Origin of the sequence: Turicibacter sp. GALT-G1 (assembly GCF_025594995.1) — a bacterium.
In the GTDB taxonomy this organism is placed as follows: domain Bacteria; phylum Bacillota_I; class Bacilli_A; order MOL361; family Turicibacteraceae; genus Turicibacter; species Turicibacter bilis.
Genome location: NZ_JAMQUS010000040.1, coordinates 50,771 through 67,680 on the forward strand (window position 1 = coordinate 50,771; position 16,910 = coordinate 67,680).

General features: G+C 34.1%; 18 protein-coding genes. 15 read left to right on the forward strand and 3 right to left on the reverse strand.

Annotated elements, in window-relative coordinates; translation table 11 throughout:
- Positions 1-49: 49 nt before the first annotated feature.
- From glpK to NEH74_RS07605, 7 genes are all read left to right on the forward strand, one after another.
- Positions 50-1,537, forward strand: a complete 1,488-nt coding sequence (gene glpK / locus NEH74_RS07575) for a glycerol kinase GlpK (protein ID WP_055304913.1) — start codon at positions 50-52, stop codon at positions 1,535-1,537.
- Between the two features lie 134 nt (positions 1,538-1,671).
- Positions 1,672-1,998, forward strand: coding sequence for an inorganic diphosphatase (locus NEH74_RS07580; protein ID WP_055243337.1), 327 nt, complete (start codon positions 1,672-1,674; stop codon positions 1,996-1,998).
- The gene (locus NEH74_RS07585) at positions 1,999-2,532 is read left to right on the forward strand and encodes a GNAT family N-acetyltransferase (RefSeq protein WP_055304911.1); all 534 of its coding nucleotides are present in this window, start codon (positions 1,999-2,001) and stop codon (positions 2,530-2,532) included.
- A gap of 267 nt (positions 2,533-2,799) precedes the next feature.
- The gene (locus NEH74_RS07590; RefSeq protein ID WP_055276975.1) at positions 2,800-3,480 is read left to right on the forward strand and encodes a DUF554 domain-containing protein; all 681 of its coding nucleotides are present in this window, start codon (positions 2,800-2,802) and stop codon (positions 3,478-3,480) included.
- Between the two features lie 442 nt (positions 3,481-3,922).
- Positions 3,923-4,045, forward strand: a complete 123-nt coding sequence (locus NEH74_RS07595) for a hypothetical protein (protein ID WP_257720679.1) — start codon at positions 3,923-3,925, stop codon at positions 4,043-4,045.
- 65 nt (positions 4,046-4,110) lie between these two features.
- Entirely contained in the window at positions 4,111-4,548 is a 438-nt protein-coding gene (locus NEH74_RS07600; RefSeq protein ID WP_055304908.1) for an NUDIX hydrolase, read from the forward strand.
- Positions 4,549-4,733: 185 nt separating this feature from the next.
- Entirely contained in the window at positions 4,734-5,978 is a 1,245-nt protein-coding gene (locus NEH74_RS07605) for an aminopeptidase P family protein (RefSeq protein ID WP_055304906.1), read from the forward strand.
- A gap of 214 nt (positions 5,979-6,192) precedes the next feature.
- Here the strand turns inward: NEH74_RS07605 and NEH74_RS07610 are convergent, their stop codons facing one another.
- A complete protein-coding gene (locus NEH74_RS07610) occupies positions 6,193-7,155 on the reverse strand; it encodes a Na/Pi cotransporter family protein (protein WP_055304904.1) in 963 nt (320 codons plus the stop codon).
- 148 nt (positions 7,156-7,303) lie between these two features.
- Here NEH74_RS07610 and NEH74_RS07615 point away from each other — a divergent pair, with 148 nt between their 5' ends.
- The gene (locus tag NEH74_RS07615; protein ID WP_055243331.1) at positions 7,304-7,501 is read left to right on the forward strand and encodes a hypothetical protein; all 198 of its coding nucleotides are present in this window, start codon (positions 7,304-7,306) and stop codon (positions 7,499-7,501) included.
- A 58-nt stretch (positions 7,502-7,559) separates the two neighbouring features.
- On the opposite strand, the gene NEH74_RS07620 is transcribed toward NEH74_RS07615, so the two are convergent.
- Entirely contained in the window at positions 7,560-9,179 is a 1,620-nt protein-coding gene (locus tag NEH74_RS07620; protein WP_055304902.1) for a Na/Pi cotransporter family protein, read from the reverse strand.
- Between the two features lie 436 nt (positions 9,180-9,615).
- Between NEH74_RS07620 and sufC the strand changes: the two genes are divergently transcribed.
- The 6 genes from sufC to NEH74_RS07650 all read left to right on the forward strand — a co-directional run bounded on the left by sufC (position 9,616) and on the right by NEH74_RS07650 (position 15,325).
- Positions 9,616-10,458 (forward strand): Fe-S cluster assembly ATPase SufC, encoded by an 843-nt coding sequence (sufC, locus tag NEH74_RS07625; RefSeq protein WP_055243329.1) that lies wholly within the window; start codon positions 9,616-9,618, stop codon positions 10,456-10,458.
- A 69-nt stretch (positions 10,459-10,527) separates the two neighbouring features.
- Positions 10,528-11,745, forward strand: coding sequence for a Fe-S cluster assembly protein SufD (sufD, locus tag NEH74_RS07630; RefSeq protein WP_055304900.1), 1,218 nt, complete (start codon positions 10,528-10,530; stop codon positions 11,743-11,745).
- A 4-nt stretch (positions 11,746-11,749) separates the two neighbouring features.
- Positions 11,750-12,988: a cysteine desulfurase gene (locus NEH74_RS07635; RefSeq protein WP_202966245.1), complete on the forward strand. Its 1,239-nt coding sequence runs from the start codon at positions 11,750-11,752 to the stop codon at positions 12,986-12,988.
- Positions 12,975-13,415, forward strand: a complete 441-nt coding sequence (gene sufU / locus NEH74_RS07640) for a Fe-S cluster assembly sulfur transfer protein SufU (protein WP_055275595.1) — start codon at positions 12,975-12,977, stop codon at positions 13,413-13,415. The genes NEH74_RS07635 and sufU overlap by 14 nt, the downstream gene beginning before the upstream one ends.
- Positions 13,416-13,440: 25 nt before the next feature.
- Positions 13,441-14,877 (forward strand): Fe-S cluster assembly protein SufB, encoded by a 1,437-nt coding sequence (gene sufB, locus NEH74_RS07645; RefSeq protein ID WP_055275597.1) that lies wholly within the window; start codon positions 13,441-13,443, stop codon positions 14,875-14,877.
- A gap of 151 nt (positions 14,878-15,028) precedes the next feature.
- Complete coding sequence (locus NEH74_RS07650) at positions 15,029-15,325, forward strand: DUF2892 domain-containing protein (RefSeq protein WP_055304898.1); 297 nt, start codon at positions 15,029-15,031, stop codon at positions 15,323-15,325.
- A gap of 614 nt (positions 15,326-15,939) precedes the next feature.
- Here NEH74_RS07650 and NEH74_RS07655 read toward each other — a convergent pair.
- Positions 15,940-16,401, reverse strand: coding sequence for a CBS domain-containing protein (locus NEH74_RS07655; RefSeq protein WP_055243324.1), 462 nt, complete (start codon positions 16,399-16,401; stop codon positions 15,940-15,942).
- A 156-nt stretch (positions 16,402-16,557) separates the two neighbouring features.
- Between NEH74_RS07655 and NEH74_RS07660 the strand changes: the two genes are divergently transcribed.
- Positions 16,558-16,884 (forward strand): YunC family protein, encoded by a 327-nt coding sequence (locus NEH74_RS07660; protein ID WP_055243323.1) that lies wholly within the window; start codon positions 16,558-16,560, stop codon positions 16,882-16,884.
- Positions 16,885-16,910 lie beyond the last annotated feature (26 nt).

Sequence of the window (16,910 nt, forward strand, 5' to 3'; positions counted from 1 at the left end):
ACGTGGTATAATAAGTAAAACGGTTTCTTTTATTAAAGGAGAGGGTGAAATGGACTTAATACTAGCAATTGATCAAGGGACGACAAGTACAAGGGCGATTGTCTTTAATAAACAAGGTCAGGTTATTGAACAGTCACAACGTGAGATTACTTGTTTATATCCAACATCGGGATGGGTGGAGCAAGATGCGAATGAGATTTGGATTTCTACATTATCTGTTTTAAATAGCGTCTTATTATCCCCTAAAATTGATGTTCAGGATATTAAAGGAATTGGGATTACAAATCAACGTGAAACAACAATTTTATGGGATAAAAAAACAGGGCGCCCACTTTATCATGCAATTGTCTGGCAATCGAGACAGACAGAATCCATTTGTGAAAACTGGAAAGCTCAAGGGCTAGAAGCTATCGTTAAAGAAAAGACAGGGCTTTTAATTGATCCTTACTTTTCTGCGTCAAAAATTCGCTTTTTACTAGATCATGTTCCAGGAATTCAAGAGAAAGTGGCGAAAGGTGAGGTGTTATTTGGGACGGTGGATAGTTACTTAGTTTGGAAGCTATCAGGGGGAAAAACACATATTACAGATGTGACGAATGCTTCACGTACATTACTATTTAATATTCATACAGGAACATGGGATGAGGAATTACTAGAGCTATTCAGTATTCCAAAGAGTATCTTACCTGAAGTGAGACAAACTTCAGAAGTCTATACGTATACGATGGATTATATGACAGGGATTCCGCTACCCATTGCTGCAGTTTGTGGTGACCAACAGGCAGCTTTATTTGGTCAGAATTGCTTTTATAAAGGTGATGTTAAAAACACATATGGAACGGGATGTTTCGTCTTAATGAATACAGGAACTGAGCCAGTCCTTTCAAGCCACGGTTTACTAACAACGATTGCTTGGAAAATTAATAATGAAATACATTATGCCTTAGAAGGGAGCGTGTTTATTGGTGGGAGCGCCATTCAATGGTTGCGCGATGGACTTCGCATAATTAAACATGCTAAAGATTCGGAAGACTATGCAAATCGTGTGACAGATTGCGGTGGTGTATATGTTGTCCCAGCCTTTGTTGGGCTAGGAACGCCCTATTGGGATAGTGATGTTCGTGGTGGTGTGTTTGGTTTAAGCCGAGGAACGAGCAAAGAACATTTTATTCGTGCGACGCTTGAAGCGATTGCATATCAAAGTAAAGATGTAATCACCGCGATGGAAGAAGATTTAGGGCATTCGATGAATGTTTTAAAAGTAGACGGTGGTGCTGCTAAAAATAGCTTTTTAATGCAATTTCAAAGTGATATTTTAGGAGTTGATGTATCTGTTCCGATGACAACAGAAACAACCGCCTTAGGTGTCGCCTATTTAGCAGGGCTTGCAACGGGTGTTTATAAGAGTATGGATGAGATTGCTTCTTATTGGCAATCGAATCAACAATATAAGGCCAGAATTACAGAAGAACAACGAGAAACACTGTATGGAGGATGGAAAAAAGCCATTGCAGCGGTACGTCTTTTCAAATCATAAGAGAACTGAATTAATACGTTGAATGATTAAAAAGGATTGCTTCTTATATCGTCATATAAAAGTAAAAGAGTAGTTATTAGTTATAGTAAAATTTATTTAGCTTTATCGTACGGAATAAGAAGGGAGCGAAAGTGATGATTGGTCAAAAAGTTACTGTGATGATGGATCGTCCACTCGGATCAAAACATCCGAAACATGGGTTCATTTATCCGTTGAATTATGGCTATATTCCAGATACTGTAGCGGGTGATGGCGAAGAAGTAGATGCTTATGTTATCGGAGAGTTTGAACCATTAGATAGATTTGAAGGTTATGTCGTGGCGATTATTCATCGACAAGATGATGTGGAAGATAAGTTAGTTGTTTGTCGCGATCGGTATCGATATAATGAATCACAGATTAAGGCTTTAGTTGAATTTCAAGAAAGATTTTTTCAATCGACAATTGAAATGAGTGATTAGATGGAAGTGACAATTAGACGAGTTGAATTTTATGAAATTAACCAAGTTGTTAGCTTTTTAATTGAGCAGTTTAAGGATATATTTTTAACTTTAAAAATAGAGGAAGAGGTATTAATTCAGTTATTTAGTACTGCGATGAGGTGTGAACAATGCTTTATTGCATTGTATAAAGAACAACTGGTAGGTGTATTGACTTATTCAACGAGGAAACATGCTTCATTTGAAGTGAGTCTAAAAGATGTTAGAAAGATGACAGGGTGGTCTAAATTTCTACGATTTTATTACAAGGTTATGAGAGACGCAGTTGTTGTGAATGATAATCAAATATATTTAAATTCATTAGTTATACATCCAAGCTTTCGTCGCCAAGGCATTGCGACACAATTAATAGAATATATTTTGGATGAAATAAAAGTAAGTGAATATCTTCTTGATGTGATGAAGACAAATCAGGAAGCATTAGCTTTATATAAGAAGTTAGGGTTTAAAGTTATTAAAAAACGATTTAACACACTAATCTTGAAATTAATGTAGAAATTTGAAGGGGATATTTTACAATAAATGACAAATGAAGCTTAATAAGTGTATTATAATAAAAGAGCAATAGGGGTGTGATTAGCAGTGAAAAAACTAGATTGATTGTGGTTGAGGTGATTCAGTGGCAATTGATTTAGTTTTTTTCTTTTTCTTAGAGTGTAGTTATTGGGTACATAGCTGTGAATCTTTTTTTAATTTCTTTACTGTTATTTTTTGAAAGATTTATGTATAATTTCTTCATGACAAAAGAAAGGGGGCGTCATAGTGTTAGGGACAGTTGTGAATGCAGGGGCGATTATTTTAGGGGGGAGTATCGGACTTGTATTAAAAAAAGGATTGCCTAAGCGATTTGGAAATCAAGTCATGAATGGGTTAGCACTATGTGTACTATATATTGGTATCAGTGGAACGCTACAAGCAAAAAATGTATTAATGCTTATTTTATCAATGGTAATTGGAACGTTAATTGGTGAGTTATTAGATTTAGATGAACGTGTGACTCAATTAGGAAATTGGCTAGAGAATAAGTTTAAAAGTAAGGATGAATATGTTTCAATTTCTGAAGGATTTGTGAGTGCAAGTTTATTGTTTTGTGTTGGAGCCATGGCGATTGTTGGCGCTTTACAAGATGGACTAAAAGGTGATACCTCGATGCTTTATACGAAAGCAATGTTAGATGGAATATCAGCGTTAATTTTTTCAACGAGTTTAGGAGTGGGAGTTATCTTATCAAGTGTTTTGGTTTTGATCTATCAAGGTGGAATCACCTTTCTTGCGAGTTTGATGGCTCCTTTTTTAACTGATATGGTGATTGCTGAAATGACGGGGGTTGGATCATTATTAATTATTGGACTTGCCTTGAATATGCTTCGAATGACGAATTTAAAATTAATGAACTTTGTTCCTGCAATTTTTATTCCCATTCTTTTATCTTTAATCATGTAGGGGTTAGTGAATTTTTGCACTTATCAATCAAAATGGTCAAAAAGTGACAAATGTTGTATATTGAACTCGTTATAATCGAAAGTGAAAATAAGTGGATGTTTCGTGATTAGGGATATTACCGAATGTATTTTTGTTGATCACGAGTTAGAGACAGAGCATATTATCTTTATTCTACGGTCTTGTTTTCAAGCAGCTAAATGATGATCGAAAGAAGATGCTAACGATCTTCTTGCGGGGAAATATAGTGTACTTGCAGATGACCTTAGTCTACCTGATGAGGTGATCAAATAATATCCTCATCCATATGAGACAGAGTAGGTGTTTATGTGAGATGTTTTAATTCAAAAAGGTATATAAATGCCATCAAGTGACGGATTAACTAGGAGTTGAGGTAGAAAAAGCCATTTTTTGTATACAAGTATTTCATACAAGACGTTGCTTGATGTATTTTCAATGGGCATATCCGAAAGCTAAAATTATGATTTGTCTGATTGAAATCCAACGAATTAATAAAGAGAGTTGGTTTAAAAATTCGACTGATATTAAACGTGTAATGGGGAATTGATGCAATTCCTGGTTATTATTTAAAAATAAGCGGTGAGATTTAATTAAAGATTGGAAGTGTACGAAATGGTTGATGATGTTTTTGGTGAAAAGCTATCTGGTCAAACGTATGTTGATCGAGAAGGGGTTTATGCCATTATTTTAAATGATAAAAATGAAGTGGCTACTATTCGTCTACCTCATGGTTATTTTTTACCAGGTGGTGGACTAGAAGGCACTGAAAGTAAAGAAGCTTGTTTACGTCGTGAATGCTTAGAAGAGCTTGGCTGGGAGATTGAAATTAATCAATTTGTTTGTAAGGCATCTAATTACTACTATTCGATGTATCGTGATCTTTATTTACATGCAATAGGACACTTTTATTTAGCGACGTATCTTGAACAAGTGGCACAGCCGATTGAACATGACCATGAATTAGTCTGGATGAGTTTAGAGGATTGTTTAAGTCAATTACATCTTGATCATCAAGCATGGGCAATTAAGCAAGTGACTCACTTATTGTAGGATGAGGTGACAAGTGTCTCGTCATAGAAGAAGACATTCTGTAACTCAGGATGTCTTTTTCTATGATTAAATTCGACTTTTTCGTCTAAAATAGGAGATGAATAAAATTCTTACAAAAAAACAATAATTGAATGAATTAATATATGCTATAATAGTAGCAATATTTTGAAAAGGAGTGAGCTTTTATGTTAGACACTTTAAAATTTAGACGTCAAAAATTAGGGGCCAATATTAAAGATAACTCGTTATTAATTTTGTTTTCAGGAGATGCACCCGTGCGTTCAGGTGATCAATTTTATGAATATACACCACATCGTAACTTCTATTACTTAACGAACTTAGATCGTCCAAAAATGGCGTATGTCTTACGTAAATTTAATGGAGTTATGGAAGATTATTTATTCATTGAGACAGTTTCAGAAGTAGAAGAAAAATGGACTGGAAAACGAATGAGTAAAGAAGAAGCAACAGAAATTTCAGGAATTAAAAATGTCTTCCCTGAAAGTGAGTTACGCAACATGTTAGGTCGTTGGTTATTAAACGAAGGATTTGAAAATGCGTACTTTGACTTTGAACGTGGATCATATCATCATTCAGATACGATTCAAACTTTATTTGCCAAAGAATTAAAACGTCAATATCCATTTTTGCACGTACAAAATATTTATCACGATATTACCGCTTTACGTTTAATTAAATCAGAAGATGAGATTGCAAATATGCGTACAGCAATTGAAAAAACACGTTTAGGAATTGAGAGTTTAATGAGAAACTCAAAACCAGGAATGTATGAGTATCAATTAGAAGCATATTATAATTTCACGATTAAAACAGAAGGGGTTAAAAAGACATCGTTCCATACGATTGCAGCTTCTGGAGCTAATGCCACAGTTTTACATTATGATAAAAATGATTCAATCTGTCGCGATGGAGATTTAATTTTATTTGACTTAGGATGTGAGTGGAACTATTATTGTTCTGATATTTCACGTACATTCCCAATTAACGGGAAGTTTACAGATCGTCAGCGTGATGTTTATCAGGCTGTTTTAGATGCGCAGTTAGCAACTATTGAAATCATTAAGCCTGGAGTTCCTCTACAAGATGTTAATGAATTTGCTCGTAGAAAGTTAGCTGAAGGATGTAAGAAACTTGGGTTAATTGAAAAAGATGAAGAATTATCAAAATACTATTACCATGGAATCGGACACTATTTAGGATTAGATACACATGATGTTGGTGGACGTGGTGGTGTCTTACAACCAGGTATGGTTATTACAATTGAACCAGGATTATATATTGCTGAAGAAGGAATCGGAATCCGTATCGAAGATGATATATTAGTGACAAAAGATGGACACGAAAACTTATCAAAAGACATCATCAAATCGGTAGAAGACATTGAGAACTTCATGGGTTCTCAGCGCTAAGGGGTTCCCTGGCATTTTCGAAGAAAATGTATCCTCAATTGCTAGGGATTGAAACAATCTTCGATTGTCAGCTTAGCTATGGAGTCCTTGTCTTTTTCGAAAGAAAAGTATCCTCCACTAATGAGGTATCTCTGCTGGTAGGGTGATAGCTTATTACTAAAAAAGACATTAAAAGTAAACAAAAGGGAGACTCTTAAATGAGTGCTCCCTTTTTCTATCGAAAATGTCGGTAGGTGGATTGTTTTTTCTCATGAAAGACCATTTCAGCAAATTTAACGAATAGTTTGCTAAATGGTAGGAATAAGAATACAGTCGATAAATTGAAGAAAAGTTGTGCATTCGCAATTTGTCGTTCAGGTGTTGGACTAAAGGTTGCAGTGAAATCTATTAGATTGTCGATGAATGGTAAGAAGAGTAGTGTTCCCAGAAAATTAAAGGTAAAGTGAATGAGTGCTGCCTGCTTTCCGGCTGTATTACCACTTAAGCTAGATAGTATAGCTGTCATACATGTTCCAATTTCATGGCCAAAAAGAATAGGAATGGCTGTATAAAGAGTGATTGCTCTGGTAGAAGCGAGTGAGATGAGAATGGCTGTTGAAGCTGAGGAACTTTGAATTAAGAAGGTAATGGACATTCCCAGAAGAATACACAGAAGAGGTTTACCTTGAACATTAAAAATGAGTCGTTGGAAAAGGCCAGAAGAGACGATAGGGCTCATTGATGATTTAACGATTCCAAGCCCGAGAAATAACATCCCAAAACTAAATAAAAAATGCCCGATATGATGAATGTTTTTCTTGGTAGAAAAGAGCATTAGGGTAGCTCCTAAAAAAATAAAGTAAGGAATAAAATCCGTTAAATTAAGTGTAATCAATTGCGTAGTTACCGTTGTTCCAATGTTAGCTCCCATAATGACTCCGGTTGCTTGTAATAAAGTCATTAATCCTGTATCCACTAGCCCAACGACTAACACAGTAATTGCTGAACTGCTTTGAACGAGTGCGGTAAAGATGCAACCAATAAATGCTCCTATATAAGGAGAAGTAATGGTGGTAGAAACTGTTTCTTTTAATTTATTGCCAGCTAATGATTTCAAGGCATTGCTCATTTGTCGCATTCCATATAAAAAGAGAGCAAGACCGCAAAATAAGCTAAGGATGATCGGTAGTACAGTCATTATTTTCACTCCTATTGATGTTAGTATCTCTAGATTGTACGTTCCCTCTTTAAAATTTAGTCCATAAATTCTTCGATGGAAATGAATAAACTGTCCATTTTAAAGCCATAATAAGTCAGTTTATTTGATAGAAAGGGATGTGGCGAAGATGAATCATATTTTATTCAAAGTTGTAGAGATAGAGGAAAGATTAAGAACGACTCTAGAAATAGGAGGCCCAATTGATCGAATAGTTAGTGAGGCTCAACTAAAAACGTTAGACTTTTTTAAATACCATCCTATTCGTAATCAAGAAGAGGCAAATGAATTATTACGATTAATGGACTTAGTATTTGGTCTTAAATAAAAATAAAAAAACAAGTTAGGACATTCATCCTAACTTGTTTTTTTGTGGATAATATAAATTATTTTTTCATATTATTATCTAAACTTAAAACATATTCAGCGATATTGATTGAATGATCACCAATACGTTCAAAGTTTGAAATAGCATCTAAGAATACAGCACCACTATGAGCATTACATTTGTTTTGGCTTAAGCGTTGGATGTGTTTATCACGTAATAACTCTTCTAAGCGATCGATATTTTCTTCAAAAATCATTGTGTCATTTGCTTTTTGACGATTATTATTTTTGTAGCTTGCATAAGATGAATTAATCGATTCGATTGTATAGTTATACATTAATCTTAACTCTTCTAATGCATCACTTGTAAATGTTAATTTACTTGTTGAAACTTCTTCGGCTAATTCAGCGATATTTTTACTATGATCTCCAATACGCTCAATATCACTTATGATTTTAATCATTGATGCGATACGATTAGTATCAACTTCTGTAATATCATGAGAAGAAATTGACACTAAGAATGTAGATAATTCACGTTCTAAGCGATTAATCTCTGATTCATTTTTAAAGATTTTTTTGAGATTTGTTACTTTACCATCAATTAAAGCATTTGTTGAAAGTGTTAAGTTTTCTTTTGCTAAATCATACATTGTTAAACTTTCTTGGAATGCTTGCTCGAATGCAATCGCAGGTGTTTCAAGGAAACGACGATCTAAACGATTAATCGTTGGTTTTTCACCTTCTTTATCTTTAAGAGCTAAGTTAGCTAATTTAACAAACACACCAGCAAATGGTAATAAAATAATTGCATTGACAATATTAAAGATTGTATGTGCATTGGCAATTTGTTTGTCAATATCTCCACCCATATACATCACAACTTGCGATAGGATATTAATCAATGGTAAGAAGATTAATGTTCCGATTAAGTTAAATGATAAATGGATGAATGCAGCTTTCTTAGCCACTTTATTGGCATTTAAACTTGATAATAGGGCAGTTACACATGTTCCGATATTATTACCGAATAGGATAGGAATCGCTACTTGTAAGCTAATTGCACCTGTTGCAGCTAGGGATAAAAGAATTGCTGTTGATGCAGAAGAACTTTGTACGACTGCAGTCATAGCTGCCCCGACTAAAATTCCTAAGAACATGTTTCCTTCAAGAGTTAAGATTAAGTCTTGGAAGAATGTTGTTTGGGCAATTGGGCTCATTGCATCTTTCATTTGAGATAATCCCATGAATAAAAGACCGAACCCAAAGACGATTTTACCGATTTCTTTACGCTTTTCTTGTTTCATGAATAAGATAAGCGCCGCCCCGATAATGATGAATAATGGAATGTAATCATCAATTTTGAATGTGATTAATTGACCAGTAATCGTTGTCCCGATGTTAGCCCCCATGATGACTCCTACTGCTTGGTATAAGCTCATAAGACCTGCGTTAACGAAACCAACGACCATTACGGTTGTAGCACTACTACTTTGTATAATTGCTGTGACAATTGTTCCTACTAAAGCCCCTTTAAGTGGATTTGTAATGGCTTTATCGAAGAATGATTTTAATCGTGAACCGGCTGCGTTTTCAAGTCCATCTCCCATAAATTCCATACCGAATAAAAATAGGGCAAGTCCACTAAATAGACCTAGTAAGATATTAATGTATTCCATACAGTTACCTCCAAATTTTATCCTGTTCCATAATACTACAAAATCCTCTAAATGAAAATAATATGTTAATAGATTAACCTATATTTAAGATAAAAAACGATAGTATTTTAAAAAAATAAAAAGTAATCGTTATTTACGGTGGCATTTTATAATTTTAGTGTAACTACATTTTTTTATGAAATTCTGTTATTTTTTATTTCTTTTACACTTTCTATATATTTATTCTGCAACAGGCATAAAGATTTAAAGAAATCTATAAAAAAATATGTATGTAATAAACTTGCGTATCTAAAAATAACAAAGATTGGATGCTTTACTACAATAAAAATATCGATTTGTAAAGAAGATTACTATATTATTTGGTTTTAAGATGTGAATTTAGTATAATAAAATTACTTTGAAAAAATGTAAATCACTTGAATGGAGGAAATAAAACATGCAAAAACCTGTTTTAACGATATCAGAATTACGTGCAAACGTTGAAGATAAAGAAATTTTAAAAGGCGTAAACTTAGAAATTAAAGGCGGAGAAGTTCATGCGATCATGGGACCTAACGGAACTGGAAAATCGACATTATCTTCTACAATTATGGGACACCCTAAATATCATGTAACAAGTGGAAATGTGACATTAAATAATGAAGATGTATTAGCTATGTCAGTTGATGAGCGTGCTCGTGCTGGATTATTCTTAGCAATGCAATATCCTGCAGAAGTACCAGGTGTTACAAACTCAGACTTTTTACGTACAGCTATGCAAACACGTATGGAAGAAGGAAAAGATGTTCCTTTATTTAAGTTTATTCGTGAATTAGATAAGAGTGTGGCAAAATTAGAAATGCGTGAAGATTTACCACATCGTTACTTAAATGAAGGATTCTCAGGTGGAGAGAAAAAACGTAATGAAATTTTACAAATGTTAATGTTAAAACCAAATATTGCAATTTTAGATGAAATTGACTCAGGATTAGATGTTGATGCATTACGTATTGTTGGAGAAGCAGTAAACTCAATGCGTGGTGAAAACTTTGGATGCTTATTAATTACTCACTACCAACGTTTATTAGACCATATCAAACCAGACTTCGTTCATATCATGATGAAAGGGCGTATCGTTAAATCTGGTGGACCAGAATTAATTGAACGTATTGATCGTGAAGGATACGATTGGATTAAACAAGAATTAGGAATCGAAGATGAACGAGTAATCGTTGAAGATGAAAAACGTAAAGTCGTATCAATCGGAACATGTGCTACAAAAGAAATGTTAGACCTATAATCTAAACACTGTTTATATAATAAATGTACTGATAAGATTTAAAAGTTATAGATGAAAGGGGTCAGATTGATGACGCAATTACCAACTTGGGTTAATGAAATGCAATCGAAAGCTTTAGCTGCGATGCCTTCATTAAAATTACCAAAAGCAGATCGTACAAATATTAAAAACTGGGCCTTCGATGTCATTGAAGCACAAGCTCCAGTTTCATATAAAGAGAATGAAATCCCAGCAGCAGTTTCGCACTTAGTGAATGCTGATGAACAAAATGTTGTCATCGTATGTGACGGCGTTGTTGTTTACAAGAAATTAAGTGATGCCTTTAATGGAGTTGTATTAGCCAACTTAACAGAGGCTTTAACGGTTCATGAAGATTTATTTAAGTCTCATTTCATGACAGTAACACCAGTAGAAATGAATAAATTAGTGGCAATGCATGTTGCTCATTTAAATAGTGGTTTATTTATCTATGTTCCAAAAAATAAAGTGATTAATGATGTCTTAAATGTTGTATATGTACAAGAAAATGGATCATTAATGAATCACACATTAATCGTGGCAGAACAAAGTTCACAATTCAAATATATCGAAAACTATCATAATACTTCAAAAGCAAACATCAATGCGATTTCAGAAGTTGTTGTTGGTGAAAATGCACATGTTGAATATGCAGCGATGGATCGTTTACACCAAGATTCAACAGTTTACCAATGTCGTAAAGCAAATGTTCAAGCAAATGGAAGTTTCTTATTATCATTAGGAGCTTTAAATGACGGAAATACAGTTTCTGAGAACTTAGTTGCTTTAGTCGGGCAAGGTGCAACTGCTGAAGTGAAAACAGTGGCGATTGCTGAAGGCAAACAAAAACAAAATATCACAGTCAATATTGAACACTTGGCTCCTTATACAGAAGGACATATTGTCAGCCATGGGGTTTCAAAAGATAGTGCTCAATTAACATTCAATGGAATCGGAAAAATTAATAAAGGAATGAATGGATCGAATGCACAACAAGAAAGCCGTGCCATGATTTTATCTGAAACAGCACGTGCCGATGCTAATCCAATTCTTTTAATTGACGAGTATGATGTTAAAGCTGGACATGCGGCTGGTGTTGGTAAAATTGACGAAGAGCAATTATACTATTTAATGAGTCGTGGATTAACGCGTCGTGCAGCTGAAATTTTAATTATTTACGGATTCTTAATGCCATTCATTGATGATATTCGTAGCGAGGTAATCAAATCAGAATTCGTGAAGGTTATTGAACGTAAAATTAATGCTTAAAGAGGTGGAGACAATGTCAATCGATGTCAATCGTATCCGTGAAGATTTCCCTATTTTAAAGGAAACGATGAACGGACATCCATTAGTATATTTAGATAGTGGTGCTACAACGTTAAAGCCTCAAGTGGTTATTGACGCCGTAAATCATTACAATACGAAGAAAACATCTAATGTTCATCGCGGTGTATACCAATTAAGTAACGATGCAACGGAATTATATGAAGGAGCACGTGAAAAGGTTAAACAATTAATTAATGCTAAAAAGGTAGAAGAAATTGTTTTTACTAAAGGGGCAACGCACGCCCTAAACTTAGTTGCTCAAAGTTATGGTTTATATAATTTAAAAGCCGGGGATGAAATCATTGTTTCTGAGCTAGAACATCATAGTAGCTTCTTACCATGGCAACATGTGGCTCGTGTGACAGGTGCTGTCTTAAAATTCATCCCACTTGATGAAACAGGTCATATTACAGTAGAAAATTTTAAAAAAGTTTTAAGTGATAAGACAAAAGTTGTTGCGATTAACTATGTTTCTAACGTGATGGGATATGTGTCCCCAATTAAAGAAATCACAGCTTTAGCTCATGAAGTAGGAGCAATCATTTCAGTTGATGCAGCTCAAGCAGCTCCACATATGAAAATTGATGTTCAAGATTTAGATTGTGATTTCTTATCTTTCAGTGGACATAAAATGTGTGGACCAACAGGTGTTGGTGTTTTATATGGTAAATATGAATTATTAAACGCATTAGAGCCAATGGAATTTGGTGGTGAAATGATTGATATCGTTGGTGAAGTAACATCAACATGGAAAGATGCTCCTTATCGTTTTGAAGCAGGGACACCAGTTATTGCTGGAGCAATTGGACTTGGAGCAGCTATCGATTATTTAGAGGCAATTGGATTTGATAATATTGCAGCACATGAATTAGAGTTACGAAACTATGCGGTTGAAAAACTTGAAGAATTAGGTGGGGTAACGATTTTTAATCGTGATGCTGAAACTGGAATCATTTCATTTAATATTGATGGGGTTCATCCACACGATGCAGCCACTATTTATGATGCCGAAGGGGTCTGTGTACGTGCTGGACATCATTGTGCACAGCCATTAATGGGATGGTTATGTCAACCAGCCACTTTACGTGCAAGTTTCTATTTATATAATACAAAAGAAGAAGTGGATGCATTTATTGAAGCCACTCGTAAAGGAAAGGAGTTTTTCGACGGTGTCTTTTTCTAATTTAGAGCAATTATATCGCCAAGTTATTATGGATCATTATAAAAATCCTCGTAATAAAGGATTATTACAAGAAGATGGGTATCATGAAGTTCACTTAAAAAACCCAACATGTGGAGATGATATTACGGTTCAAGTTAAAGTAGAGGACGGTAAAATCATTGACTTACGTCATGAAGGAACTGGATGTTCAATTTGTTGTTCATCAGCTTCGGTTATGTCTCAAACATTAAAAGAAAAAACATTAGACGAAGCTCAGCATATTACAAACAATTTTTATGAGTTAGTTAAAGGTAATGAATTCGATGAAGATTTAGATATGGGAGATGCACCAGTTTATCAAGGTGTGTCTAAATTCCCAGCACGTGTTAAATGTGCAACTATTTCATGGAAAGCTGCTGAGCAAGCAATTAACGAAATAAAAAAATAACATAAAAAAATCATACCAAACCGAAATGGAGGGTTACTGGGTGAGTACTGAAGTACAAGAGAAAAAACACGAACTTGAAGGCATTGTAACGGATTATAAATATGGCTTCAAAACAGAATATAAAAATTTAAAAGATACAGGAAAAGGAATTTCAGAAGACGTTGTTCGAGAAATCTCAGCCATCAAAGGTGAACCTGAATGGATGTTAGAGTATCGCTTAAAAGCTTATGCGCATTTTGCGAAAACGCCAATGCCAGAATGGGGACCAGATTTATCAGAAATTAATTTCGATGATTATACGTATTATATTAAACCGTCTGAAAAGACAGAAAATAGTTGGGAAGACGTTCCAGATGAAATTAAAGATACGTTTGATAAATTAGGGATTCCAGAAGCAGAAGCTAAGTTCTTATCTGGGGTTTCAACACAATATGAATCAGAGGTTGTTTACCATAATAACCAAAAAGAACTTGAAGAAGCAGGAGTTATCTTCATGGATACAGATTCAGCATTACGTGAATATCCAGATTTATTTAAAGAATACTTTGGAAAAGTTATTCCTTATGCAGATAATAAATTTGCCGCATTAAATAGTGCCGTTTGGTCAGGTGGATCATTCATTTATGTTCCAAAAGGCGTAAAAATTGAGAAACCATTACAATCTTATTTCCGTATTAATACTGAAAGTATGGGACAATTTGAACGTACATTAATCATTGTTGATGAAGGGGCAGATATTCATTACGTTGAAGGATGTACGGCACCAACTTACTCAGCTGATTCATTACACTCTGCAGTTGTTGAAATTTATATTCGTAAGGGTGGACGTTGTCGTTACTCAACGATTCAAAACTGGTCAAATAATATCTTAAACTTAGTAACGAAACGTGCAGTATGTGAAGATTATGCTCATATGGAATGGATTGATGGAAATATCGGTTCAAAAATTACGATGAAGTATCCTGCGTGTGTCTTAAAAGGTGAAGGTGCAAAAGGAACAACAATTTCAATTGCATTTGCTGGAGAAGGACAAATTCAAGATGCGGGTGCCAAAATGATTCACTTAGCACCAAATACATCTTCAACAATTATTTCAAAATCATTATCACGTGGTGGAGGAAATGTAACATATCGTGGAATTGTAGAACATGGCAAAAAGGCTAAAGGTGCCAAGTCTCATGTTGAATGCGATACAATTATCTTAGATGATATTTCAAAATCAGATACAATTCCATATAACATTGTTAAAAATGATGATGTAACGATTCAACATGAAGCAACAGTTTCAAAAGTTTCAGAAGAGCAATTATTCTATTTAATGAGCCGTGGATTAACTGAAGAACAAGCAACAGAAATGATTGTTATGGGATTCATTGAACCGTTCGCAAAAGAGTTACCAATGGAATATGCGGTTGAGTTAAACCAATTATTAAAACTTGAAATGAATGGATCAATCGGCTAATCAACGATTAGCTGTTTAAATTTTAATTAAATTATTATGTAAAAAGACTAAGTCTTAATATGGACTTAGTCTTTTTACTTTATTTGTTAGTTGAATAAAATGAATTAAAATGTCGAAAAATGAGACACTATTAACGAAAGGAGTGATTCACATGTGTGTAAAAAACGTTGGACGCATGGACGCTTATGTTCGAATTAGTGCCGGATTAATGATGGTTAGTTTAGGAATTATGAAGCATAAAGGATGGATGGCTGCACTTGGTAGTATGAAAGTTGCAGAGGGAATCACCCGTTATTGCCCCGTTTTAGATGCGCTTAATCTATCAACACTAAGTGATGAGGAATTATTAGACGAAGCACTTGGTAGTTGTGTAATTGACATCGAAGAAGATGATGACGATGAATTTGAAGAACTAGAACATCAATGCGGTTGTAATCATGAAGATTAAAATAAATAATGGGTGCATATATTAATTATATTTAAATACTAAAAGTCACTATAAAATTTTATAGTGACTTTTTTAATTAACTTATAACAAGTGATTAGTTTTTTATTTCATTCAAGAGAGGGGCTGTTTAAGTATTCATCTTATATTAATGGTTTGAAGAAATAATAAAATGTTAATTGTATTGAAGGACGATTAAAAACGTGAAATATTTAATCATTGAAGGTGGCGTCAAAAATCCATCAGCCATGAATGAAATTATTTTTGAAGAATATATTTAATATGTTCAAAAGGGAATGAGTCTAGACTTAATCTTAATGTCTACATTAAAAGCAGATATGAATGGCTAATTATTCATTATGATTGAAATGGTAGAAAAATATTTAACTACCGAATCATTTAAAGTTGCGGGGATACAAGCGTATAGAGGAATTGAGTTTGCATCCCCACATTATTTTAATCAATCATTGATGGAATGATTTAATTATTAATTTTGAAGAAAGTTTCTATTATTGAGTTAAAGATATTAATAAAAAACTGAGAAAGGAGAACTGCTTTGTCGTCGCTTACTCAGTTTTTTAGTTTGATTAGAATAGCTTCTATTATCGGTACACGTTTTATAATGGAAAATCATCAACTTCTAAGTCGCGATTTGGGTTAGTATTCGGTTCAGAGATTTCTTTTAAAGCAATTTCAGCGCGTCCATCAGTTAGTTGATGAACTGCTAAATCACCAAGTGAAATCATTCCAACTAATTTATGATTATTGTCGACAACTGGTAGGCGACGAACTTGTTTATTGGCCATTAAAGAGATTGCTTCCCCAACTTCAGCTGTTTCTATAATTGTATGAACAGGATGGGTCATTATATCTTCCACTTTTGTATTCATAGGGAGAATGTCTGCAAATACACGAACAACAATGTCACGATCAGTTACAATCCCAATAACTTGTGATGATTCATCAATGACCGGAAGTGATCCAATATCATATTTTTTCATTAACCTTGAAGCATTTAAAACCGTTTCATTAGGTGCTAGTGCTTCGATGCCATCTGTCATAAATTGTTTTACTTTCATAAACAGCACTCCTTGTATACAAATTTCATTTCTAGTTTGTACAATCGATAGATCCTTATGCTTGAAATTGTTTAAAATATCAAAGAACGCTATTTATTAACATTTTTTATCACTTACTCTAGGCTTTTTGCATAGGTTATAGAGAGGTGATAAGTTGTGTTACATGTAAATAAAATTAATATTGAAGGTTACGATTTCTTAACTTATGAGGTAGAATTACCTAAAACGACATTATTTATTGTGTCTTATGAAAAAGTAGGATACATTATGTGTGCAGCACTAGATATTGATTTCTTTAATAACTCTGAAAAATTACGAGCTCGAAAAATTATTGCAGGACGTGCAGAGGGAGTTCGTAGTATTGAACAGCTTTTAGAAGCTCCATTAGCTAAAGTAACAGTGGCATGTGATAGGCTAGGAATTAAACCAGGTATGATAGGAAAAGATGCCTTAGTATTGATGGCAAAAAGTTTAGAAAAGTAAGGATATTAAAAGGGGCTGTCTCAAAA

Coding starts and splice junctions, on each gene's coding strand:
- glpK (WP_055304913.1), top strand. CDS start 50: ATGGACTTAATACTAGCAATTGATCAAGGGACGACAAGTACAAGGGCG.
- NEH74_RS07580 (WP_055243337.1), top strand. CDS start 1,672: ATGATTGGTCAAAAAGTTACTGTGATGATGGATCGTCCACTCGGATCA.
- NEH74_RS07585 (WP_055304911.1), top strand. CDS start 1,999: ATGGAAGTGACAATTAGACGAGTTGAATTTTATGAAATTAACCAAGTT.
- NEH74_RS07595 (WP_257720679.1), top strand. CDS start 3,923: ATGTATTTTCAATGGGCATATCCGAAAGCTAAAATTATGATTTGTCTG.
- NEH74_RS07600 (WP_055304908.1), top strand. CDS start 4,111: ATGGTTGATGATGTTTTTGGTGAAAAGCTATCTGGTCAAACGTATGTT.
- NEH74_RS07605 (WP_055304906.1), top strand. CDS start 4,734: ATGTTAGACACTTTAAAATTTAGACGTCAAAAATTAGGGGCCAATATT.
- NEH74_RS07610 (WP_055304904.1), bottom strand. CDS start 7,155: ATGACTGTACTACCGATCATCCTTAGCTTATTTTGCGGTCTTGCTCTC.
- NEH74_RS07615 (WP_055243331.1), top strand. CDS start 7,304: ATGAATCATATTTTATTCAAAGTTGTAGAGATAGAGGAAAGATTAAGA.
- NEH74_RS07620 (WP_055304902.1), bottom strand. CDS start 9,179: ATGGAATACATTAATATCTTACTAGGTCTATTTAGTGGACTTGCCCTA.
- sufC (WP_055243329.1), top strand. CDS start 9,616: ATGCAAAAACCTGTTTTAACGATATCAGAATTACGTGCAAACGTTGAA.
- sufD (WP_055304900.1), top strand. CDS start 10,528: ATGACGCAATTACCAACTTGGGTTAATGAAATGCAATCGAAAGCTTTA.
- sufB (WP_055275597.1), top strand. CDS start 13,441: ATGGAGGGTTACTGGGTGAGTACTGAAGTACAAGAGAAAAAACACGAA.
- NEH74_RS07650 (WP_055304898.1), top strand. CDS start 15,029: ATGTGTGTAAAAAACGTTGGACGCATGGACGCTTATGTTCGAATTAGT.
- NEH74_RS07655 (WP_055243324.1), bottom strand. CDS start 16,401: ATGAAAGTAAAACAATTTATGACAGATGGCATCGAAGCACTAGCACCT.